Here is a 21,086-nt window from a genome sequence, read left to right on the forward strand (position 1 = left end):
GGTCAGATCCGCTGCCAGAGCGCGGGCACGTTCGGCGGCGTCCAGCCGGGCTGGGCCTGGTGGCCCTGGAGGCACCGGTAGCTCGATCCGCCGTAGGTCACCACGGCACCGGCGGCGTAGGTCGTGCCCGCGGCCCAGGTGCCGCCCGGCTCACCGGTCGGCGGGTCGGTGGGCGGGTCGGTCGGTGTGCCGCTGGTGACCAGGGTCAGCCCGTACGCCGACAGCGCCGGGTTGATCGGCTGGTAGTACGTCGTACCGCCCTGGGAGCAGTTGCCGGAACCGCCGGAGGTGACGCCCTGGGCCTGGCTGCCGGAGATGAACGAGCCGCCGGAGTCGCCCGGTTCGGCGCAGACGTTGGTGCGGGTGACGCCGGAGACCGTGCCCTCCTGGTACGTCACGCTGGTGTCGTGCTGCTGGATGGTGCCGCAGTGCCAGCCGGTGGTGGAGCCGGAGCGGCAGACCGAGGAGCCCACCACGGCCTGGGTGGAGCCGGCGACCGTCACATCGCCGTTGCCGTAGCCGTTCACCAGGGCGCGGGGCGTCCAGTTGGCGTTGACGGCGACCCAGGAGTAGTCACGGCCGGGGAAGGTGGAGCCCTGGAAGGAGCCCTGGGACTGCTGGTTGACACCGCTGGTGGTCACTCCGGGGGTGCCGCAGTGGCCGGCGCTGACGAAGCCGTTCTGGGTGCCCCGCTTCACGGGGAAGCCGATGGAACAGCGGCCCGAGCCGTTCATGTAGTACGCGTCGCCGCCGCGCAGGTCCGCGTAGGTGCGGGGCTGTTCGGTGGTGTGCTGGACCCGTACCAGGTCGCGGGAGACACCGGCGGCGTCGAGGAGGCCGTCCGCCGCACCGGTGCGGGCGGTGTTGACGACGAGCCGGTTGGCGCGCACGTCGACGTACCAGGAGGGCACGTCCTTCGGCGCCTTCTTCAGGGCCACCGCGTCCACGGCCGCCTTGGCCGCGTCCAGGCGGTCCAGGCTGTGGTCGACGACCTCGGCCCGCGCGCCCGCCCCGGTGATCCGGGCGACGTCGGCGCGGTCGGTGGTGGCGACGGTGAGGGCGGCCTCGTCACCGCTCACCCGGGCCCCGGCGAAGTCGGCGCCGAGGGACTTCTCCAGCCCTTGGGCGACGACCGCCGCACGGTACTCGTTGCCTATCCGGGCCTTGGCCGCGTCGGCGTCCAGCCCGAGGTCGCGCTGCATGGCCTTGATCAGCCCCGGTGAGAGCTGGCCGGAGGAGGCGGCGGGGGCCGGGCCGTGCTGCGGGTCGGCCGAGGCGATGCCCGCCAGGCCGGCGAGGCCGAGCGCGCCCACGGCCACGGCGGCGGTGGCCGTGGCGAGCGCGCGCTTGCGGAGCTTGGTTCTCTCCACGTGACTCTCCTTGGATCGAGGGGGTGCCGGGCTCCGGGGGTGAGGAGCTCGGAAGGAGGTGGGGAATTGCCGAAAACGTAGCCGCGCGGACCGCCCCGCAGGAGATCCCGCCCGCCCCCTACCACCGCGTTATGGGGCGCCCGGAACCGGACCGCCCCGCTGCCGCGTCGGCCCGGCGGACGGACCCGGCCGGCCCCGGCCCGGTGCCCCATGGGCTCCCGGCCGTAGGCGCCCCTGCGGGTTCCCGGCCACAGGCGCCCGCCCGTAGGCTCCCCGCCATGGCGACGCATGAGCACGAGATCACCGAACCCGTGGACCTCTGCCTGCCCGACGGCAGGCTGAACCGGGCGGCGGTCGGCTGGTCCCGGGTGCCGCTGCACCGTGCCAACCTGCGCGGCTGGGGCCGGACCAAACGATGGGAGTACTGGTGCGTGACGACGCCCACCCATCTGGTGGCCCTGACCGTCAGCGACCTCGACTTCCTGGCGCTGAACACGGTGTACCTGCTCGAATACGCCCCGGGAGGACGCGAGTCGGAGCACACCTCGATCGTCCCCGGTGCCCGCGGTGTCCGACTCCCGGACACCGTCGCCGGATCCCCGGGCGCGGAGGACGTCGTGGTGGGCCCCGCCCGCCCGTCCGGCGGAAAGGTACGGATCGAGATCCGTGACGAGGCGTCAGGCACCCGGCTGCGGGCCCGCTGCCTGACGCCGGACCGGCTGCCGCTGGAGGTCGATCTGCTGGTCGCCCGGCCGGAGGGGCACGAGTCGCTCTCCGTCGTGGTGCCGTGGAGCGACCGGCGTTTCCAGTACACCTCCAAGCACACCGCGCTGCCCGCCACCGGGCAGGTGAGGATCGGTGCGGAGGTCCTGGAGTTCGGCGGGGACGACGAGCCGGCCTGGGCGGTCCTGGACCACGGCCGGGGGCGCTGGCCGCGTACGGTCGACTGGAACTGGGGCGCCGCCGGCGGCCGTACGGACGGCCACACCCTCGGCCTCCAGTTCGGCGGGCGCTGGACGGCGGGGACCGGGTCCACCGAGAACGGACTCTGCGTCGACGGCCGGCTCACCAAGATCGGCGAGGAGCTCGACTGGCAATGGTCGGCCACCGACCGGTCGGCCCCCTGGACCATCCGTACGCCGGTGTCCGGCCAGGTGGACCTGACGTTCACGCCGTTCCACAACCGGTCCACACGCACGGACGCCGGGCTGATCGCCAACCGCACCGACCAGAGCTTCGGCCACTACGACGGCCGCGTCCGCACCGACGACGGCACCGAGATCGCGGTCCGGCACCTCCTGGGCTGGGCCGAGGATGTCCACATGCGCTGGTGATCTCCCCCTCGCCCACGGACACGGGTAGGTTGCCCCCCATGCACATAGGCCCTCTCCTGGGCTCAGGGCGCACCGCCGACGTGTACGCACTCGACGACTCCTGGGTCCTGCGCCGCTACCGCGGCGACACCGACGCCACCGCCGAACTGGCCGTGATGTCGTATCTCTCGGCCCACGGCTACCCCCTCCCCCGCATCGGTCCCCCGGGCGGCGCGGAGGTCCTTCCGCAGGACCTGGTGATCCAGCGGCTCACGGGGCCCACACTGGCCGAGGCGCTGCTGGCGGGCACGGTCACGATGGCCGAGGGCGCCGGCGTACTGGCGCGGCTGCTGCGGGAGTTGCACGCGATCCCGCCACGGATCTCGCAGGATCCGGCGGACCGCATCCTGCATCTGGACCTGCACCCGGAGAACGTCATGCTGGCCCCGCAGGGCGCCGTGGTCATCGACTGGACGACCGCCGCGGAGGGGCCGCCCGCGCTGGACCGGGCCGTGTCCTCGCTGATCCTGGCGCAGATCGCGGTGGACCCGGAATTCACCGCGGGCGCGAACGTCCGGGCCCTCCTCGCGACGTTCCTGGAGCGGCTCGCCGACGACGGCGGGGTCCCGGCCGACGCCCTCGTCCGCGCCACGGCCCTCCGCGCGGTGAACCCCGGGCTCAGCGACCGGGAGAAGGCGCTGCTGGACGAGGCGGCGGCGCTGGTGACGGCGCTGACGGACTGAACCGGCCGGCCACCGGGGACACCCACCGCAGGCATGCGCGCGGCCACTCGAAGGTCAGGGGCTGCCTGGGACGTGAGCCCCGTCGTACGCGCCCGAGCCCGGCGGACTCACGTGTGGGCCCCCGCCGGTCACCGACGGGGGCCCACGGGTGAGGTCCGGCACGCACCGGCCTCACCTTGGCGTCGAACGCCTCACTTCATCCGCAGGGCGTGTGACAGCCCTCGCGGTCCTCGCAGTCCTTGCCCGTTCAGTACGCGTCGCAGCGCTGGTCAGCGCACGGCTTGTGACAGTCCTTGCCTTGGCACGGCTTGCAGTCCTTCCCATGGCACGGCTTGCTCTCGACCTGAACGGTCGCCCGGTCCGGTTCGGAGCGGACGGTGCCGTTGTCGGCGGTGGCGACGGCGACGTTGGTGATCTCGCCGGCCGCGGCATCGGCCTCCGTGACGGTGTAGGTACCCGTGCACGTGGTGCTCGCCCCGGAGCCAGGGTGGTGGCCTGGCAGGTGACGTCGGTGACACGGTCGTCCACGACGGTGACGTCGCTCAGCTCCGTGTTCCCGGTGTTGGCGACGGTATAGGTGTAGGTGATCCGCTCACCGACCCGGTACGGGCGGGAGTCGTCGACGGACTTCTCGAGCCTGAGGGCAGGCCGGTTGGTGACGACGTCCACGCGTGCGGAGTCCGGCGGGGACTCCACCGTGGTATCGCCGGACTGCCCGCGCGCGAAGGCGATGTTGGTGACGTTCCCCAGCCCGGCGTCCTGCTCCGTCACGGTGTAGGTACCGGTGCAGGTGGTGCTCGCCCCCGGGGCCAGAGTGGTGGCCTGGCAGGTGATCCCGGTGGCACGGTCGTCCACGACGGGGATGCCGGTGAGCGTCCCGTCCCCGCTGTTCGTCACGGTGTACGTGTAGGTGACCTGGTCACCCACCTCGTACAGGCGCGAGTCGTCGGCGCTCTTGGTCAGGCTCAGCGCGAGGCTGGTGGCCACCCCGATCGTCCGGCTGTCCGGCGGGGAGTCCACGGTGGTCCCGCCCGGCGTCGTCCCGTGGGCGAGGGCGGTGTTCGTCACCGACCCGGCCAGACCGTCCGCGTCGGTCACCGTGTACGTGCCCGTACAGGTCATGGTCTGACCGCTGGCCAGGGTGCTTCCGGGACAGCTGATACCGGTGACCCGATCGTGCGTCACGTTCACGTCGATCAGCGTGGTGTTGCCGCTGTTGGTGACGACGTACTCGTAGGGCACCTGCTGGCCCGGTGTCAGCGGCAGGGGGACGTCGGAAGCCGCGGAAACCTGCTTGACCAGGTTCAACTGCGGGAGATAGGCCCACTGACAGCCGGTCCGCCCCTGGTAGAGGATCGCGTTCACGATCTCCCGCATGTCGTAGGCGCCCTGGTGGCCGCTGACCGAGCGGTGCCGGTCCTTCCACGCCGTGATCACCGGCTCGATCAACGACCACTGCTCGTCCGATAAGTCACTCGGGTACGGCTTGCGTTCACTCACCCGGTCACATCACCAGATCACCAACCGCGGACCGGCAGATCCCGCCCCGCCGCCACACCATCAGGTGACAGCAGATTCACTCAAAGACTCACGAACCGCCCACTCACAGCTTCACTACGGCAGTCAGCCCCGTGGCCCGTCCTGCGTCTGCTCCAGCTTGCGGACCCCACTGCCGCATCTCTCGGTCAGGCGCGCCGCAGCTGGCGCCGTTCACCGAGGAAGGACTGGTACTGCGGACCGCCCCACTACTCGCAAACCGGCACCGAGGGGTACGCCAGAAGACGTCAACAGCGGACGGGGTGCCGACGGCCCGGGTCCGGTGGTCAGTCCGCGCGGCAGGACGTGTCCTTCGTGGGCATCTCCCCCTCGACGAGGTAGCGCGTGGTGGTGTTCAGCGCGCAGGAGTTCCGGCCCAGGACGTAGACACCGTGCCCGCTGTCGTCGACGCTGATCAGCCGGGCGCGGTCCCCGAACTTCTCCCGCAGCATCTTCCCGCCCAAGTGCGGGGTCGACGCGTCCCGCCGGTTCTGCAGGAGCAGCACGTTGCGCGGGCCTTCGGCGTCGACCTCCACGGGCGGTTCAGCGGGGGTGTACGGCCAGAAGGCGCAAGGGTTGATGTTGGCGGTGGCGGCGCCGAACAGCGGGTAGCGTTCGCGGTCCTCGGCGACGCCTCGCCGGTAGGTGTTGATGTCCGCGGGCCACTCCTCGTCGTTACAGGTGACGGCGAGGAACACGGTCAGTGCGTTGTCGGTCGGCGACAGCGCGCCGTCCGCCGTTTCCCCGGTGGCGGCCGTCAGACCGCGGGCCGCGGCCTCGTCGCCTTCGCGCAGCGTCTGCCAGGTCTGCGCCAGCGTGGGGTACTGCGTCTGCTTGAACAAGTGGCCGAACGTCAGGAGACGGAAGAGGCCGCCGTCGATCCCCGCGACCGGAGCCTTGTCGAGCCTGCCGGCGATGGCGAGGTAGGACGCCCGTACCTGCCCAGGTGTGCGGCCCAGGCCGTAGCTGTCGTGCCGGCTGGCGGCCCACTTCGCGAAGTCCGGCAGGGTCTGCTCCATGCCGAGCGCGTAGCGGCGCATGCCGTCGCGGTCGAGGTGAGCGTCTCCGATGTTGCTGTCGAGCACGATCCGGTCGGAACGCTCGGGGAACATCGACGCGTAGGCGGCGCCGAGGGCCGTGCCGTACGAGTAGCCCAGGTAGCTGGCCTTCTCCTCGCCGAGCGCGGCCCGGATCCGGTCCAGGTCGCGGGCGGTGTTCGCGGTGGTCAGGTGGCGCAGCCTGCCATCGTCGTCGTTGTCCGCGCACTGCTCGGCCGCCTTCTCAGCGACCTTCGCCTGCGCGGTGACCGCGGCTTCATCGACCGCGTAGGGCGGGATGTTGGAGTAGTAGGGGCTGTCTGTGGTGAAACCGCAGCTGACCGGTGTGGAATGACCGATCCCGCGGGTGTCCATGCCGATCAAGTCGTAGCGGTCGGTGACGCTGCTGGGCAGGCCCTGGGCCACCAGCAGCGCGGACAGCGCCAGCCCGGATCCGCCGGGACCGCCCGGGTTGAGCATGAGGACGCCGCGCCTCTTGTCCGGGTCGGCGGCGGCCAGCCGCGAAACGGTGAGGTCGATCTGGTCGCCTTCCGGCTCGGCATAGTCCAACGGCACGCGCACGGTGGCGCACTGCAGCACGGTCGGAGCGGCTTCCGCCCCGACGTCGTCGGGGCACTGGCCCCACTCCACCTGAGGCGTTTTCGTCTCCTCGGCGGCGGCGGGCACAGTGATCAGTGACGCGCCCAGGCCGATGACCGCCAGAAGGGCCAGGTTTCGGCCGACACCGCTTTGTCGTTTCATGTCCAGTCTCCGCATATCGGTGCGTGGGGCGTGGTCACGTCCATCACACTCCCTGCCCCTGGGGCACGGTCAACCGCCGGCGAGCCGGAACCGAAGGGAGTTGACCGTGCCCCAGGGGCAGGGTTTTCAATGGCCACCGGGCACGATCCTGGAGAGGGGGCTCCTGATGGCGTGGAGTACCCGTCGGCTGGCGGAACTCGCGGGGACGACCGCCAAGGCCGTCCGGCACTACCACGAGATCGGCCTCCTGGACGAGCCGGAACGGGCGTCCAACGGCTACAAGCGCTATGGCGTCAACCACCTGGTGCGCCTGATGCGTATCCGCAGACTGACCGACCTCGGTGTGGCTCTCGCAGATGTCCCCGCGGTCGAGAGCGGTGATGAGAGGGCACGGCAGATCCTTCGGGACCTCGACGCCGAACTCGCGGCGGACATCGAACGCCGACAGCGGATGCGGCGGGACCTGGCGGCCATCATGGACAATCGGGCCGCGCTCGACATGCCCCCGGACTTCAAGACGCTTGCCGACGACCTGCCCGAAACACAGCGATCCCTGCTGGTGGCCTACTCCAGCATCCTCACACCCGAAGCGATTGCCGCCCTCAAGGAACAGCTTTCGGGACCCCGTGGCGACCTCGAAGCGGAGTTCGCGGCGCTCGAGGAGGACGCACCCGAGGACGTACGGCAGCGGCTGGCCGAGCAGATGGCGCCCGAAGCCCGCGAGCAGCACCGGGCCCACCCTGCTCTGGCCGACCTCGGGCGGGCCTCGCACCGGGAAAGGGCGCTCGCGGACTCGGTCACCGTGCACGCCTTGACCGAGTTCTACAACCGCGCGCACCTCGACGTGCTGCGACGCGTTCACAGCATCCTCGTCGAGAACGGCACCGCAGGGAGCGAGAGCGACGACGCCCAGCAGTGAGGGCAGCGCCGGGTAGGCGCACACCGCATCTGTGCCGCCCGCGCAGCGTCGGACCGGCCTACCGCAACGACGCACGTGCGTCAGCGGACCACCCCGACCACGGTTCGCTGATGTCCAGGTGGTGGTGGCAGTGACGACGACTCCTGCATGCACTCGTCACACCATCAGGCGCGCACTGGGCCACACTCACCGAGTCACGAAGCGGCGCTCTGAGTACGGTCACCGAGGGGCATCGTCATCGGACAGGAGCCCGTCGAGCCGCTTCATGACGTCCACCTGGGCTGGATTGTAGAGATCACTGATGGCTTCGCCGATGGTGCGGGCGGTGTGCTGTCGGCCGCGCGGGGCGTCTGAAGCCAGATCGCTGAGCCCGGGGTGGCGGACCCGGAGGCCTCGAACGTATGGCACGAGACGCTCGGCGAGACTCTGGCGGGTCACCTCGTCGGCATCGGCCGGAAGCTCGTTGAGTTCCAGTGCCACCGGCTGCGGCTCCTGATGGAGCAAGTCGGCATAGGCGTCCATCCCACTGGGTCCGAGGACCGTACCGAGGACGGTGACGAAAGAGCGGTCCGGGGCAGGAAGTTCGGCGGTCTTGTCCACGGAGACGAAGCGGAGGGGAAGATCGCTCGCAGCGCGCCCGCGCAGGAGGGCGCCCACCTCCGCGCGGGCGTGTTGCAGGCGTTCGATGGTGGCGGCCAGCTCCGTGTCGAGAGCCCGCAGATCACGCGGGTCGGGGCCCGCATCCGGGTCGTCGTCCATGCCCGCGATCTGGGACAGGGAGAAGCCCAGAGCGGTGAGGCGCTTTATCCGGAGGAGCCGGACGAGGTGGCTGACGCCGTACTGCTTGTATCCGTTGGACCGACGCTCCGGCTCTTCAAGCAATCCGATGTCGTGGTAATGCCGTACGGCCCTGAGACTGACGCCGGCCAGCTCCGCCATCTCCCGAGTGCTCCACGCCATGATCGAGATCTCCCTCGCCGTCTGGTTCCGTGCCTTAGCGTTTCTTTGCGGTCGCCCTCGAGAATTCGAGTCCGGCAACTGCCCGGCGGGCGGATGGCCGCCGACCATGCCGGTCTGTCCACGCCGGCGCCCGTCGCGCCGTGGTCTCGCGCCTCGACGCGAAGGGGTGGCTGGTCCGGTTCACGGCCGGGGGGGTCCGGCGGATGGTGCGGGGCCGGTGGAGAGGACGTGGTCGACGGCGGCGTTGAGGGTCTCGGTCTCGGCGATGAGGACGGGTTCGCGTGTGGGCAGGGCGCGTTCGACCGAGAGTCCGTTGAGGACGGTGAGAAGGAACCTGACGTTGCGGGTGTGGTCTCCCGGGGGCAGTGCGCCCTCCTCGGCGAGCACGGCCAGCCAGTGTTCGACCAGACGCTCCGCCTCCCGCTCGTGGGCGAGGTAGGCGGTGCGTACCGGTTCGGTCGGTTCGGGTTCGATGAAGCTCCGATAGACCGTGCCCCATGCGGTTCGCGCGTCCTCGTTGGTGCCGAGCGGTGCGAGAACCTGCCGCAGGCAGCTCAGCAGCCGTTCGCGGGGCGACAGTGTCCGGTCCCGGATCGGGTCGCCGGGCAGCAGGTGTTCGTAGATCCGCTTGAGCAAGCTGTCCTGCAGCGCGCGCTGGGTGGGGAAGTGGAACCTCAGCGAGCCGATGCTCACCCCGGCGCGCGCGGCGACCGCGCGCACGCTCAGCTTCGCCGCTGCGTCCTCGGCGATCATTTCCGCGGCGGCCTTGAGGATCTTCTCGCGTGTTTCCATCCCGCTCCCCTTTGCTTCTCCCAGCACCCTTCACACTGTACTAGCACGCCGTACTAGTACAGCATGCCAGTGCTCCGATCGGAAAGGTTCGCCGAGGCGGTCGTCCGGGCGGTTGGATGCACGGTGACGGCCGCTCTGACTGCTGGGGGTGTAGTGGCTGAGCCTGTCCATGTGCGCAGGTTGACCGACCAGGAGGGGCAGAAGCCGCAGCAGATCGTGCGCCGGGGCAGCACCATTTCGGGGCGCTACCGGCGCGCGATGATGCTGCTGACCTCGGCCGGTCGGAACCGGGTGCCGGTGATCGCGTAGCTGGTGCAGGCCGACGAGGACACCGTCCGCGACGTGATCCACCGGTTCGATGAGATCGGCCTGGCCTGCCTGGACCCCCAGTGGGCGGGAGGCCGCCCCCGCCTGCTCAGTCCTGACGAGGACTTCGTCGTCAGGACGGCCAGCACCCGCCCGAGCAAGCTCGGCCAGCCCTTCACCTGCTGGCCCATCCGCAAGCTCGCCGCCTACCTGCGGAGAGCGCACGGCCGTGTCATCCGGATCGGCCGCGAGGCGCTACGTGTCTGCTCGCCCGCCGCGGTGTCACCTTCCAGCGGAGCAAGACGTGGAAGGAGTCGCCTGACCCCGAGCGCGACGCCAAGCTGGACCGCATCGAGAAGGTGCGGAGCACACTTCGGACCGCTGCGGCAGTTCACCATCGCCAACTCGCACCACCCCAACCACACTGCGCAGACACGGGCCCTGCACACCCACCTCCGCCGGCGCAACGCCAACACCCGCCACCGCAGCCTGAACGATCCAACGAATCCACGCGATCACAGCACTGGTGAGCAGGGGTTCACCGGGCAGGCGAACCCCTGCTCGTGACCATGGACTCATACAGGCGAGAGCATCTCCTGAAGCATGCGCTGCAACTCGGTGCGGTCCCGCGGAGTGATCCTCGCCAGCCTGCGGTCGTACTCCGCCGCGAGGGCTGCGAGTGCACGATCCCGCGCCTCTGTGCCCTCGGCGGTCAGTACGAGCCGGTGACGCCGCAGGTCCGCGTCGTCGATCTCGCGCCGGATGAACCCCTTGGCCACGAGGTTGCGGACGTAGACCGTCACGCTCGCTCTGGGGAGCAGCAGTGCCGTCGCGATCTCGGCCGGGTACGGCGACGCCTCCACCTCGGCCAGGACGAAAAACTCCTTCGTCTCCAACCCGAGCTCGGCCAGCTCACCCGTGCAGGCATCCATCACAACGCCCAGCAGCCGCTGGTTCAGCGTCCACAACTGCGCCCCGTCAACCGACATGCGACCCCTCCATCCATGTAGTACGGTTTCGCATTAGTTTAACCTCGTACAATCGATTTTCTTGTACTGGGCTCCTATGGAACAACAATCTCACGAAAGAAGTCAGGCATGCTTAGGCACCTCACGGTCCCGCGCGGTCCCATCAACCTCGCCGCGGACCTCCACCTGCCCGACAACGCCGACAGCAGCGCACCGCTGCGCGCCGTGGTGCTCTCCACCCCGGGCAGCAGCGTGAAGGAGCAGATCGGCGCCGGTTACGCCTCCCGTCTCGCCGCCCGCGGCATCGCGGCGCTCGTCCTCGACCCCGCCCATCAGGGTCAGAGCGAGGGCGAGCCCCGCGACCTCGAAGACCCCTACCGCCGAGGCGAGGACATCTCCTACGCCATCGACGCGCTCACCACGACCCCCGGCGTCGACCCGCAGCGCATCGGCGTCCTCGGCATCTGTGCCGGTGGCGGCTACGCCGTGCACACCGCTCGCACGGACCACCGCATCAAGGCGGTCGGCACGGTAGTCCCCGTCAACATCGGCGCCGCGTTCCGCAGCTTCTCCCCCGACGGTCCGGCCGCAGCACTCGACGCCCTCGCGGACGCACGCACCGAAGAGGCCCGCTCCGGCGAGACGACCCGCGTGAACTGGCTGCCCGACACCCTCGAGGACGCCACAGCAGCGGGTCTGACCGACATCGACACCACTCAGGCCGTCACCTACTACCGCACCGAGCGCGGCGGTAACGAACATTCCACGAACCGACGCCTCTTGCGCAGCGACTCCCTCCTGCTGGGCTACGACGCGTTCCACCTGGCCGATCGGCTCATGACCCAGCCACTCCAGGTCATCCTCGCCGGACGCATCGGCAACACCGGCTCCTACGACACCGGCATGCAGCTGTGGAAGCTGGCCCCCAACCCCGTCGACCTCATGGTGATCGACGGCGCCGGCCACTACGAGATGTACGACGAACCCGAATACGTCGATGCTGCCGTCGAACGACTCACCAGCTTCTATGCGAACAACCTGTAAGGCATCCGAACCGGCGAACCTGTGCGGTCCCAGCACTAGGTCGTGTCCGGCGGATCACTGGCGGAGCCAGAGTCGGATCGCGGCGGCGGTAACGGTGCCGTGGAAGACGTAGGCCCGCTTGTCGTAACGGGTCGCGACCGCGCGGGAGTTCTTGAGCCGGTTGATGGTCCGCTCGACCTCGTTGCGGCGCCGGTAGAGGTCGCGGTCGAAGCTGGCGGGCCTGCCACCGCTGCTGCCTCTGCGTCGGCGGTTGGCCCGCTGGTCCTTCGGTTCCGGGATCGTGTGCCGGATGTGGCGTCTTCGCAGGTAGCGGCGGTTTCGGCGTGAGCTGTAAGCCTTGTCGCCACTGACGTGATCCGGCCGGGTGCGGGGCCGTCCGCCCAGTGGCCGGGGAACCCGTATCCGGTCCAGGACCTCGACCATCTGCGGGGCATCGCCCCACTGACCCGGCGTGAGCAGGAACGCCATGGGACGGCAACCGCCTTCGCCGGCGAGGTGGATCTTGCAGGTCAGGCCGCCCCGGGACCGTCCGAGTCCCTCGTCGGGGCGGTGGTGCCGGGGCGTCGTCCTTTTTTCGGGATCCGCGGACGGACTGTGCGGGCGCCGGCCGCGTGCTGATGGGCCCGGCAGGACGTCGAGTCGACGCCCACCATCGACCAGTCGATCCTCCCGGCCAGGTCGGCGTCAGCCTGGACCGCGTGCAGGATCCGGTCCCAGGTACCGTCCGCCGACCAGCGGCGATGCCGTTCATAGACAGTCTTCCACGAGCCATAGCGTTCCGGCAGGTCACGCCACGGGACACCGGTCCGGACCCGAAAGAGGATCCCGTTGAGCACGGTGCGGTGGTCATTCCACCGGCCGCCCCGACCACCAAGAGGTGGCAGATGCGGCTCCAGCGATGACCACTCGCGGTTCGTCAGATCCCCCCGACCCATGCCCGAACCAACGAACGACCGGTCAGAAGGTCACATGATCCGCCGGACAGGGCCTAGCGCCCTTCCTGACTCGCTGCACTAGTGGCGGTGCCGGCCGATGCACACAGGAGGGGCGGAGCACGACGTTGAAGCAGCGGGCGGCATCAAGGCGCCTGGAGCCGGGCGACGGCAGGGAACTGCAGCGGTTCCGCGCTGTACGAGGACGACGACGGGAGCGGTCAGGAGTGACGGGCAGGGCCTGTCGGGTGGCGCGCGCCCCCGGCTCAGGGTGACTGCGAGGCGCCGTGTCGCAGGCCGTCGAAGAGGAGGGCGGTGATCTGTCGGGCCTCGACCAGCCAGCCCTCCGTGGCGCGCATTCCGCAGATGCCGCCCAGGGCACGCAACAGAGTTGGCCCTGTGATGTCGTCGCGGACGGTGCCGGCCGCACTGCCTGCTTCGAGCAGCAGGGAGAGGGCACCGGCCATACGCGTACGGGCGTCGTCGAAGACCGGTGAGTCCGTCGCCATGATGCTTTCCAGCACACCGGACATCCCCTTGCCCACCGCCGCGTGGTCCACGAGCAGCAGCAGGAAGCGCCGCAGCGCCTCCTCCGGGGCGTGCTGGTCCAGCAGGACACCGGGCGTGGCGCACAGGTCGTCGACCTCTTTGCGGTAGACCTCCTCGATCAGCGCGTCGCGGGTTTCGAAGTGGCGGTAGAGCGTTCCGACGGCGACGCCGGCGCTGCGGGCGATGTCCTCGACGTGCGCGTCGGCGTCGCCGCCGAGGAACGCCTGGCGGGCCGCGGACAGCAAGGCCTCGCGGTTGCGTCGCGCGTCGGCACGCAGCGGGCGTGGTTGCGTCAAGAGAACCTCCATAAGGTGAGTCCAGTTCCGTTTACGTGTACCTTTTCCGGAGTCAGGTTCATCTTACGGAGGAGACACCCCATGCCCATCACGGACAACAGCCTCGACGGCCTTCGGGTACTGGTCACCGGCGGCAGCCGGGGCCTGGGCGCGGCGACCGTGCGCCGCTTCGTCACCGCGGGCGCGACCGTACTGACGGCCTCCCGCAGCCGGCCCGAGGAGGACAGCGGCGCCACATTCCTCGCGGCGGACCTCTCCACGCAGCAGGGAGTGGCCGAACTCGGCCGCCGCGTCGTCGAGCAGGTGGGCGGCGTGGACGTGCTCGTGAACAACGCGGGCGCGGCGAGCTCCCCGGCGCCGACCCTGAGCCGGTCGGACGAATCCTGGCAGGCGGACCTGGAAATGAACCTCCTCAGCGCCGTGCGCCTGGACCGGGCCCTGGTGCCGGGAATGGTCGAGCGGGGCTCCGGCGTCGTCGTGCACGTCTCCTCGATCGCCAGCCAGCTGCCTCAGCGCACCGAGGCGTCCTACGCCGCCGCCAAGGCCGCGCTCAACACCTACAGCCGCGAACTGGCCACCGAAGTCGGCGCACACGGGGTGCGCGTGGTCTGTGTCCTTCCCGGCTTCGTCGTCACCGACGGCGCCACCGCCCACCTGAAGCACATGGCCGAGAAGCAGGGCATGACCACCGAAGAGGTCACCCGGCAGATCGTGGACCACCTGAACGTTCCCATGGGCCGCCCCGGCGATCCCGAGGATGTCGCCGAGATGATCGCCTTTCTCGCCTCCGGCCGCGCGAAATGGCTCACCGGAGCGCAGTTCCGCGTCGACGGCGGCATCATCCCGACCGTCTGAGCAACCACCGACAGCACGAACAGGACACCCCATGCCCATCACCCTGGCCTCCGTGATCATCGACGCCGCCGACATCGAGAAGGAAAGCTCGTTCTGGCACCAGCTGCTCGGCGGCTCCCTCACTCCCACGCCGACGCACCACTTCGTCCAGGCTCCCGGCCTCCCGGTGATCGTGGTCCAGTCCGCTCCCGGACACACCGCCCCGAACTGGCCGGACGGCACCTCCCAGCAGATGCACCTCGACTTCGGCGTCGACGACCTCGCAACCGCCGACCGCACGGCCACCGACGCCGGCGCCACCCGACTGCGCCCCACCGACGAGATCACCCCGGAAACTCGCACCGGTAGCCGGGTCTACGCCAGCCCGGCCGGACACCCCTTCTGCCTGCGCTCAACCTGAGCCGGCCGGCCGTCCACCGGGCCGCGCCTGTCGTCAAACGATCGTTTGCCTACAGGTATCGCGGGTGAAAGCGCCGCGGTCTCAGGCATTGCGCGGCCGTGTGGACATTCCGGCTCCGGGTCAGGCCGGCGGGCCGGGTGTGTATCTGGCGAGCATGGTCTGGACGGCCTCTTCGACGGCGCTATCGATGTCGGAGGCGGCGGGGTTCCAGCCGGTCAGCAGCATGCGGGGCCACAGGACGTAGTTAGCGATCATGCCGAGGAACTGGTTCGCGGCGCTTTCAGCGTCGGGCACATCAGCGTTGCCCGCCTCATGCTCGGATTCCAAGTAGTGCTGGACGGAGGCGAAGTAGGGCAGTTTGCCGAGCTGGAACTGCATCCGTCCCAGCTCGGGGAAACGAGGCAGTTCGGCGATGACGATCCGGAACAGGCCTGTCATGCGGGGCTGGCCGATCAGGTCGGCGTACCGGTGGCCGATGGCTGTCAGCCCGGAGCGCAGATCTCCCGCCTGTGGCCGCGCGGCGGTATCGCCGACGTCGCGCTGCCAGGACTCGGTGACGATGGCCTCGAAGAGGGCCGCCTTGGTGGGGAACTGCTTGAACAGGGTGGACTTCGAGACCCCGGCCGCTTCGGCGATCCGCGCGAGGGAGGTGCCGTCGTAGCCGCGGTCCAAGAACAGTTCCGTGGCCGCGGAGGTGATCGCCTCACGCTTCTGCTGGGCGAGCCTGCGGTGATGCGCGGTGAGTTCTGCTGCCATGCGGAGAGTATGCCGCAGCCCCGAGGCGAGTCACTTGACTCGCCTCGGGGGGCCACTTACGGTGCAGCAGTAAGGCGAGTCGAGTGACTCGCATCTGAGGTGTGGCACCTGGGCGCATCCTCGTTGTCGCACGATGGAGGAAGTTCATGACAGTCGACAAGATCGCTTTGGTGACCGGTGCGAATCGCGGCCTCGGGCGCAGCGCGGCCATCGCCCTGGCCACACGCGGGGTGCGGGTCGTGGTCACCCACCGCGGTGACGCGGCCGGGGCTGAGAAGACGGTGGAAGAGGTGCAGGCCGCGGGTGGGACGGCCGCTGCTCTCCGGCTCGACATCAGCGACGTCCCCTCTTTCGCGTCCTTCACCTCCGAACTGGGCGCGCAGCTGGAGCGCTGGGGTACTTCGCGGCTCGACATCCTGGTCAACAACGCGGGACTGGGAGTCTTCGGGCCGCTGGAGACCGTCACGATCGACGACTTCGACACGGTGATGGGCACCAACGTCCGGGGCACGTTCTTCCTCATCCAGTCGCTCATGCCGCTGCTGGCCCAGGGCGGCCAGGTCATCAACGTCTCGACGTCACTGACCCGCCACACCAGCCCCGCCACCTCGGTCTACTCCGCCTCGAAGGCCGCCGTCGAAGCTCTGAGCCGCACCCTCGCCGCAGAACTCGGACCTCGCGGCATCCGGGTCAACTCCATCGCCCCGGGGCCGACCGCCACCGACTTCAACGGCGGAGCGATGCGGGACGACGCCGGAATGCGCCAGGCTTTGGCCGGACAGACCGCGCTCGGCCGCGTCGGCGAACCTGAGGAGATCGGTGACGCCATCGCCACACTGGCCTCCGAGGGACTGCGCTGGGTCACCGCCCAGCGCATCGAGGTCTCCGGCGGCGCCCTCCTGTGACGCCGGGCGACGGCGAGACGTCAGCACCGCCTGGGTGCCGCTCGTGCCACAACGGGGCGACCTCGGGGACAAGTTCTGCGATCACGTCGGGCGTCAGCCCGGTGATCCGCGGGCTACGCATGGTTGCCGCACGCGTCCGATTCCCCACCACACGGGTCGTGCTCAACGATCAAGGTCTCGCCAACCACGCACGAGCCCGTAAGGACTGTCCCGTAAGTACCGCTTGCCACCGGCGCTGCGCCTTCGTCGGCTAGCACGGCCGGCCAGCGTTCGACCAGACGCTCCGCCTCCCGCTCGTGGGCGAGGCAGGCGGCGCGTACCGGTTCGGTCGGCTCGGGTTCGATGAAGCTCCGATAGACCTGGCCCCGTGCGGTTCGCGCGTCCTCGTTTCCTTCACTTCTCCCCGCTTTCCCCACCCGACTAGCACGCCGTACTAGTACGGCGTGCTAGCGTCTTCCTAGCACGCTGTACTAGTAAGGGTGCGGCCGAGGCGCGAAGGGGTGCGCGGAGCATGGCGTTGAAGCAGTGGGCGGCATCAAGGCGCCTCAAGCCGGGCGACGGCAGGGAACTGCAGCGGTTCCGCTGGTGGCAGCTCCCCGTGCGATCCCTGTTCTGGCTACGGCTTGCCGGTGACGGCGGGCAGGAACGCCTGTACGCCGTCGACGTACGGCACTGGGCGCGATTGGACAACAGCAGGATCCGGGCGCATCTGTTCCTGGACGGCAGGCACGTGGCCGAGTCGAAACTGCCCGCGCTCCTCCCTGTCGACGGGGGCGTCATCGAGGTGGCGATGAGCAGCTACGGCATCAAGCGCTGCCACTATCGCCCCTCGGACGGACACCCGTCTCAGCTCACGCCTGACCCCGCCTCCGCGGAGGGACGGAGGGCGCGCTTCGGCACCCGCCACCCGGGGCTGAGCCGGGCGATCACCATCGGATCGGTGCTGCTGCTGGTCATCGGTGTGGGCCTGAACCTGCTGCAGCTCGCTGAACCCGTCTCTCACATCCCCCCCGTCACACAGCGGGTCGGAACCTTCGTATCGCCGATACACCTGCCGATCTGGCTGAACCTCGCACTGGGAGGCGGGGCCGTTCTGGCAAGCATGGAGCGCGCTCTCCGCCTGCGGTACTCCTCCCTGCTCGACGCGGCCGGTCACTGACTCATCGAAGCGAGGAAGGCACGACCACGCCCTCTTCGGCCGGCCTCTCGCGCGACCGGCGCAGCCGGGCTGCAGGGCATGGCACACGTAGGACGAAAGGAAGACGATCATGATCCAGTCGAGGCCACGGACCGCCGCCAAGTACGGGGCCGCGTTCGCCGCGGCCCTCATGGTCCTGACAGGGTGCTCGTCCGGCGCCTCGGGGCTGCGCAGCACGTCCGCAACGGGCGCGTCGGCCCCGGCTCCCTCCCCGGACCCGCTCACTTGGAGCACGTGCGGGAAGGACCTGGAATGCGCCACGATCAAAGTACCGGAGGAATACACCGCCCCCGAGGGCGCACAGATCCCGCTCGCGGTCATGCGGCACCGGGCCACCGATCCCGCTCAGCGCATCGGCAGTCTCATCTTCAACCCGGGCGGACCCGGGGTCGCCGCCACCGAGACACTGCGTAATCTGCCCAAGACAGCCGGCACTCCGGGCGCTTTCTCGCCCGCTGTGCTCGCCAGATTCGACGTCATCGCCATGGACCCGCGCGGCGTCGGCCAATCGCAGGCGGTTCGCTGCCTGACCGACCAGCAGCGAGCCGACGCCGCCGGCACCTCCTTCGACCCGGCGATCCCCGGGGGCAAGCCTCTGCCGCGACTGCTGGCCGATGCCGCCGCGTTCACCGACGGCTGCGCCAAGCACCAGAGCAAGAAGTTCCTGGCCAGCCTTTCCACCGACAACGTGGCTCGCGACATCGACCGGGTCCGCGCCGCACTCGGCGAGAAAAAGATCACGTACTACGGCTTGTCCTACGGCACCGTGGTCGGCCCGATGTACGCCACCCTCTTCCCTCACCGAGTCCGCCAGATGGTGCTCGACGCGCCCGTCGACACCAACCAGTGGTTCGGCAACTCCCTCCCCTTCCAGAACGACGTCGCTGTGGCAAGCGAACGAACCCTCAACGCCTGGTTCAAGACCTGTCGCGCCGAAGGGGCCGCAGTATGCCCGTTCGGGGCGGGTGACCCGGAGGCGGCGTTCGACACACTCATCGACACGTTGGAAGCGAAGCCACTGAAGATCGCACCCGCCCAGGGGGGCGCCACCCCGGGCGGCGAGCTCGACGGTGCCATGGCCCTGGAGACCACCCGAGCCCTGGCCGGCGACCAGAACACCTGGCCCTTGCTGACCTCGGCACTGCTGGCCGCGCAGAAGGGCAACGGCGCACCCCTCTACACCCTGTGGAGCAGCGTCACGGTATCCCCCTTCCCCGTCCCCACCGCGATGTTCGAAACCCACACTGCGGTACGCTGCGCCGACTGGAAGACCCCGTCCGGCATCGCCGCGCACAAGGCCGCAGCCACAAAGGCCATTACTGAGGCGAAGCGGATCGGGACCCGGGCCGCGTACTCCGCTCTCAACTGCGCACGGTGGCCCGCGCCGAACAAGGACCGCGTCACCAAGCCGCTCACAGGCGCCGGTGCGCCACCGGCACTGGTGGTCGCAGGCCGACTGGACCCCGTCACCCCCCATCACTGGGCCGAGAACATGACCCGGACTCTGGACGCCGCGGTCCTGCTCACACGTGAAGGAGTCGGACACGGCTCCTACGGCATCAACTCGTGTGTCAACAAGGCAGTTGACGCCGCACTCCTCCACGGCACCCACCCCGCCGACGGCACCGTGTGCAAGACGGACACGCCCGCGACCACCCGCCCCCTTGTCCCTGCGAGGCGTTGAGTCACAGCCAGCCGTCACCCACCCACGCATACGCATGGCATGACCTCAGAACAGCGGAAGGACTTACGCACGGGTTGGCTGGTGTTCAAGGCCACAGCTAAGGGCTGGCCCGCATGTCCCGCCGGGTGCCCGACGACAGCCAAGGCACCTCGTCACGTTGTCGGAGCGTCCCCATACATCCAGTATGTGGACGCTCCTTCGCTTTGCGATGCGCCGCGTCTGGACGCCATGCGCTTGATCCACCGGGAATTGCGGGATAGTCCTCACGCAACCCACTTCAGGGACCCGCCCGTGCGTGATTCTGCGCCGGCTTGGTGAACTGACGCACCGCAAAAGCGGACAGAAAATAGGTCCTGCGTTCTCAACCGAGGCGGTCTCGGCGATGTAATCCGCGGTTGCTGACGGCGCAGATCAAACAAGACAGAAGGAAAACCCGCGCCTTTCCCTCGTTGCCACCCCACTCACAGCACACCACCTGGCCAGTTCAAGGGGAGACCGCCCCGTCATCGGCGACTCCGATTGCACCAGCGGTCTCTCCCACTGCTGCTACCGCACGTCCAGCACACCTTTCGCCGACGTCGACTCCAGTCTCCGCAACACCGCGATCGCCCGGCCCACCCCGGCTTGAGGGATAGACCCAGCGGCACGGCCAGGGCCCGCCGGGAGCCCGGCACGAGAACGGTCATAACTGCGGGTCCTGTGCATCCCGCACGTCCCGTCGGGACGCCCCCCAGGCGCGAGGCGGACGCCGGTTACGCCTCTGTCACGACGGTGGACTCGGCGCACACCGTGCAATAGATACCGAAATGCCCATTCTCCAGGTCGTACAGAACTATGCCGTAACGTCACCAGTTTCACGGCTCGAACCGGAGGTAGGAGAACCACTGAAAAGCAGATCAGGGGGAGAGGGCGTAGCAGTTACTCCCTGATGGGTGGGCGAACGCCCAATTCGTTCCACCTGCCCCTTGACAGGGATTAGAGGAAGGGAGGGTGCGACCGATGAGCCTCTCTTCTGCACACATTTCACTCTCTTGTCGGCGATAGAAACTCTTGCCCACTTCGGCTAGCACAAAGGGGAGTTCTGATGCCCACGACTCTCGCTCAGAAGCTGTATCTGCTCTGCTACACCGTCAAGAAGGAAAAGTTCCAGCTCGACAACATTCAGGGGCGCGGCCAGCTGCTGCGGGCCGGGGCGATGACTGAGCTGGCCCGTATCGGTCTGCTGGACGCGACCGGGGGGAAGGTTCGGCGGCTCTCCGGCAATCCGCCTGAGGATCCGTTCACGGCATCGGTCTGGTACGACCTGCCCGAGGACAAGCCCAAGGGCTGGCTGAAGTTCCTGCACAACAAGGCGCACACAGCCGAAACCCCGGTCCGCGACCAGTTGCTCGCCTCCGGGGATGTCGCCATCGAACGGCGGAAGAAGCTGGGGGTCGTGTCCACCAACAGGGTCACCGTGGTGCACCCGGACCTGGTGGACGCCCTGCAGGACCGGGTGCGCGCGATCGTGCTCGACGGCGCTCCCGCCGATGACCTGACGGACGAGCTGGCCATGGCCGTCCTGGCGGTCGAGCTGGAGCTCACCTCGGTGTGGAGCAAAGAGGACCGCCGCACCCACAAGTCCGCCCTGAAGGCGCAAGCGGCGCGGTTCGACGCGTTCGTCCCCGGACTGCGCAAGGCACTGCGCGACTCCTATCTCGCGAGCCGGGCCGTGGGAGGCGGCTGGAGCGCCTGAACCGCACCACGACCGCAACGAGAAAT

The 21,086-nt window shown here is 69.2% G+C and carries 20 protein-coding genes and 2 pseudogenes; 12 read left to right on the forward strand and 10 right to left on the reverse strand.

What is annotated here, in order from left to right:
- Positions 1-2: 2 nt before the first annotated feature.
- Positions 3-1,370: a carbohydrate-binding protein gene (locus tag B9S64_RS14510; protein WP_103490813.1), complete on the reverse strand. Its 1,368-nt coding sequence runs from the start codon at positions 1,368-1,370 to the stop codon at positions 3-5.
- A 278-nt stretch (positions 1,371-1,648) separates the two neighbouring features.
- On the opposite strand from B9S64_RS14510, the gene B9S64_RS14515 reads away from it, so the two are divergent.
- Together B9S64_RS14515 and B9S64_RS14520 are read left to right on the forward strand one after the other, a co-directional pair.
- Positions 1,649-2,704 (forward strand): DUF2804 domain-containing protein, encoded by a 1,056-nt coding sequence (locus tag B9S64_RS14515; protein WP_103490814.1) that lies wholly within the window; start codon positions 1,649-1,651, stop codon positions 2,702-2,704.
- Positions 2,705-2,742: 38 nt separating this feature from the next.
- Complete coding sequence (locus B9S64_RS14520) at positions 2,743-3,426, forward strand: phosphotransferase (protein ID WP_103490815.1); 684 nt, start codon at positions 2,743-2,745, stop codon at positions 3,424-3,426.
- Between the two features lie 171 nt (positions 3,427-3,597).
- On the opposite strand, the gene B9S64_RS14525 is transcribed toward B9S64_RS14520, so the two are convergent.
- The 3 genes and pseudogenes from B9S64_RS14525 to B9S64_RS14530 form a co-directional block, all read right to left on the reverse strand.
- The gene (locus B9S64_RS14525; RefSeq protein WP_258037815.1) at positions 3,598-4,548 is read right to left on the reverse strand and encodes a DUF11 domain-containing protein; all 951 of its coding nucleotides are present in this window, start codon (positions 4,546-4,548) and stop codon (positions 3,598-3,600) included.
- Positions 4,549-4,737: 189 nt separating this feature from the next.
- A pseudogene (locus tag B9S64_RS35035) lies at positions 4,738-4,926 on the reverse strand (transposase); the annotation flags it as partial.
- Positions 4,927-5,249: 323 nt separating this feature from the next.
- Positions 5,250-6,761: an alpha/beta hydrolase gene (locus tag B9S64_RS14530; protein ID WP_181012253.1), complete on the reverse strand. Its 1,512-nt coding sequence runs from the start codon at positions 6,759-6,761 to the stop codon at positions 5,250-5,252.
- Between the two features lie 166 nt (positions 6,762-6,927).
- Here B9S64_RS14530 and B9S64_RS14535 point away from each other — a divergent pair, with 166 nt between their 5' ends.
- Positions 6,928-7,680 (forward strand): MerR family transcriptional regulator, encoded by a 753-nt coding sequence (locus tag B9S64_RS14535; RefSeq protein WP_103490817.1) that lies wholly within the window; start codon positions 6,928-6,930, stop codon positions 7,678-7,680.
- A 219-nt stretch (positions 7,681-7,899) separates the two neighbouring features.
- Here the strand turns inward: B9S64_RS14535 and B9S64_RS14540 are convergent, their stop codons facing one another.
- Both B9S64_RS14540 and B9S64_RS14545 read right to left on the reverse strand, forming a co-directional pair.
- Positions 7,900-8,619: a MerR family transcriptional regulator gene (locus B9S64_RS14540; protein ID WP_374936062.1), complete on the reverse strand. Its 720-nt coding sequence runs from the start codon at positions 8,617-8,619 to the stop codon at positions 7,900-7,902.
- Between the two features lie 201 nt (positions 8,620-8,820).
- Complete coding sequence (locus B9S64_RS14545) at positions 8,821-9,432, reverse strand: TetR/AcrR family transcriptional regulator (protein ID WP_103490819.1); 612 nt, start codon at positions 9,430-9,432, stop codon at positions 8,821-8,823.
- A gap of 171 nt (positions 9,433-9,603) precedes the next feature.
- Between B9S64_RS14545 and B9S64_RS35410 the strand changes: the two genes are divergently transcribed.
- Complete coding sequence (locus tag B9S64_RS35410) at positions 9,604-9,741, forward strand: hypothetical protein (RefSeq protein ID WP_308460752.1); 138 nt, start codon at positions 9,604-9,606, stop codon at positions 9,739-9,741.
- Positions 9,742-10,230 (forward strand): annotated as a pseudogene (locus B9S64_RS14550) (helix-turn-helix domain-containing protein); the annotation flags it as partial.
- An 83-nt stretch (positions 10,231-10,313) separates the two neighbouring features.
- Here B9S64_RS14550 and B9S64_RS14555 read toward each other — a convergent pair.
- Positions 10,314-10,727 (reverse strand): MarR family winged helix-turn-helix transcriptional regulator, encoded by a 414-nt coding sequence (locus B9S64_RS14555; protein ID WP_103490820.1) that lies wholly within the window; start codon positions 10,725-10,727, stop codon positions 10,314-10,316.
- Between the two features lie 108 nt (positions 10,728-10,835).
- Between B9S64_RS14555 and B9S64_RS14560 the strand changes: the two genes are divergently transcribed.
- Positions 10,836-11,750, forward strand: a complete 915-nt coding sequence (locus tag B9S64_RS14560; RefSeq protein WP_103490821.1) for an alpha/beta hydrolase — start codon at positions 10,836-10,838, stop codon at positions 11,748-11,750.
- A gap of 54 nt (positions 11,751-11,804) precedes the next feature.
- On the opposite strand, the gene B9S64_RS14565 is transcribed toward B9S64_RS14560, so the two are convergent.
- Together B9S64_RS14565 and B9S64_RS14570 are read right to left on the reverse strand one after the other, a co-directional pair.
- A protein-coding gene (locus B9S64_RS14565) for an IS5 family transposase (RefSeq protein WP_103490709.1) occupies positions 11,805-12,685 on the reverse strand; the annotation gives its coding sequence in 2 pieces (ribosomal slippage) (positions 11,805-12,325 and positions 12,325-12,685; 882 coding nt in all).
- Positions 12,686-12,948: 263 nt separating this feature from the next.
- Positions 12,949-13,539, reverse strand: a complete 591-nt coding sequence (locus B9S64_RS14570) for a TetR/AcrR family transcriptional regulator (protein WP_181012288.1) — start codon at positions 13,537-13,539, stop codon at positions 12,949-12,951.
- Positions 13,540-13,608: 69 nt separating this feature from the next.
- On the opposite strand from B9S64_RS14570, the gene B9S64_RS14575 reads away from it, so the two are divergent.
- Together B9S64_RS14575 and B9S64_RS14580 are read left to right on the forward strand one after the other, a co-directional pair.
- Positions 13,609-14,382, forward strand: a complete 774-nt coding sequence (locus B9S64_RS14575) for an oxidoreductase (RefSeq protein WP_103491294.1) — start codon at positions 13,609-13,611, stop codon at positions 14,380-14,382.
- 31 nt (positions 14,383-14,413) lie between these two features.
- Complete coding sequence (locus tag B9S64_RS14580; RefSeq protein WP_103491295.1) at positions 14,414-14,782, forward strand: VOC family protein; 369 nt, start codon at positions 14,414-14,416, stop codon at positions 14,780-14,782.
- A 120-nt stretch (positions 14,783-14,902) separates the two neighbouring features.
- Here B9S64_RS14580 and B9S64_RS14585 read toward each other — a convergent pair whose 3' ends face one another.
- A complete protein-coding gene (locus B9S64_RS14585) occupies positions 14,903-15,538 on the reverse strand; it encodes a TetR/AcrR family transcriptional regulator (RefSeq protein WP_103491296.1) in 636 nt (211 codons plus the stop codon).
- Positions 15,539-15,684: 146 nt separating this feature from the next.
- On the opposite strand from B9S64_RS14585, the gene B9S64_RS14590 reads away from it, so the two are divergent.
- The 4 genes from B9S64_RS14590 (at position 15,685) to B9S64_RS14615 (ending at position 21,060) form a co-directional block, all read left to right on the forward strand.
- Positions 15,685-16,443 (forward strand): SDR family NAD(P)-dependent oxidoreductase, encoded by a 759-nt coding sequence (locus B9S64_RS14590; protein ID WP_103491297.1) that lies wholly within the window; start codon positions 15,685-15,687, stop codon positions 16,441-16,443.
- Between the two features lie 511 nt (positions 16,444-16,954).
- Positions 16,955-17,602 carry a hypothetical protein gene (locus B9S64_RS14605; protein ID WP_103491298.1) on the forward strand — a complete coding sequence of 216 codons (648 nt, stop codon included), beginning with the start codon at positions 16,955-16,957 and terminating at the stop codon, positions 17,600-17,602.
- 109 nt (positions 17,603-17,711) lie between these two features.
- The gene (locus tag B9S64_RS14610) at positions 17,712-19,325 is read left to right on the forward strand and encodes an alpha/beta hydrolase (RefSeq protein ID WP_181012289.1); all 1,614 of its coding nucleotides are present in this window, start codon (positions 17,712-17,714) and stop codon (positions 19,323-19,325) included.
- A 1,084-nt stretch (positions 19,326-20,409) separates the two neighbouring features.
- Entirely contained in the window at positions 20,410-21,060 is a 651-nt protein-coding gene (locus B9S64_RS14615) for a GPP34 family phosphoprotein (RefSeq protein ID WP_103491299.1), read from the forward strand.
- The last annotated feature ends 26 nt before the right edge of the window (positions 21,061-21,086 follow it).

The organism is Streptomyces sp. SM18 (genome assembly GCF_002910775.2).
In the GTDB taxonomy this organism is placed as follows: Bacteria; Actinomycetota; Actinomycetes; order Streptomycetales; family Streptomycetaceae; genus Streptomyces; species Streptomyces halstedii.

Coding starts and splice junctions, on each gene's coding strand:
- B9S64_RS14515 (WP_103490814.1), top strand. CDS start 1,649: ATGGCGACGCATGAGCACGAGATCACCGAACCCGTGGACCTCTGCCTG.
- B9S64_RS14520 (WP_103490815.1), top strand. CDS start 2,743: ATGCACATAGGCCCTCTCCTGGGCTCAGGGCGCACCGCCGACGTGTAC.
- B9S64_RS14525 (WP_258037815.1), bottom strand. CDS start 4,548: ATGACCTGTACGGGCACGTACACGGTGACCGACGCGGACGGTCTGGCC.
- B9S64_RS14530 (WP_181012253.1), bottom strand. CDS start 6,761: ATGAAACGACAAAGCGGTGTCGGCCGAAACCTGGCCCTTCTGGCGGTC.
- B9S64_RS14535 (WP_103490817.1), top strand. CDS start 6,928: ATGGCGTGGAGTACCCGTCGGCTGGCGGAACTCGCGGGGACGACCGCC.
- B9S64_RS14540 (WP_374936062.1), bottom strand. CDS start 8,619: ATGGCGGAGCTGGCCGGCGTCAGTCTCAGGGCCGTACGGCATTACCAC.
- B9S64_RS14545 (WP_103490819.1), bottom strand. CDS start 9,432: ATGGAAACACGCGAGAAGATCCTCAAGGCCGCCGCGGAAATGATCGCC.
- B9S64_RS14555 (WP_103490820.1), bottom strand. CDS start 10,727: ATGTCGGTTGACGGGGCGCAGTTGTGGACGCTGAACCAGCGGCTGCTG.
- B9S64_RS14560 (WP_103490821.1), top strand. CDS start 10,836: ATGCTTAGGCACCTCACGGTCCCGCGCGGTCCCATCAACCTCGCCGCG.
- B9S64_RS14570 (WP_181012288.1), bottom strand. CDS start 13,539: ATGGAGGTTCTCTTGACGCAACCACGCCCGCTGCGTGCCGACGCGCGA.
- B9S64_RS14575 (WP_103491294.1), top strand. CDS start 13,609: ATGCCCATCACGGACAACAGCCTCGACGGCCTTCGGGTACTGGTCACC.
- B9S64_RS14580 (WP_103491295.1), top strand. CDS start 14,414: ATGCCCATCACCCTGGCCTCCGTGATCATCGACGCCGCCGACATCGAG.
- B9S64_RS14585 (WP_103491296.1), bottom strand. CDS start 15,538: ATGGCAGCAGAACTCACCGCGCATCACCGCAGGCTCGCCCAGCAGAAG.
- B9S64_RS14590 (WP_103491297.1), top strand. CDS start 15,685: ATGACAGTCGACAAGATCGCTTTGGTGACCGGTGCGAATCGCGGCCTC.
- B9S64_RS14605 (WP_103491298.1), top strand. CDS start 16,955: ATGGCGTTGAAGCAGTGGGCGGCATCAAGGCGCCTCAAGCCGGGCGAC.
- B9S64_RS14610 (WP_181012289.1), top strand. CDS start 17,712: ATGATCCAGTCGAGGCCACGGACCGCCGCCAAGTACGGGGCCGCGTTC.
- B9S64_RS14615 (WP_103491299.1), top strand. CDS start 20,410: ATGCCCACGACTCTCGCTCAGAAGCTGTATCTGCTCTGCTACACCGTC.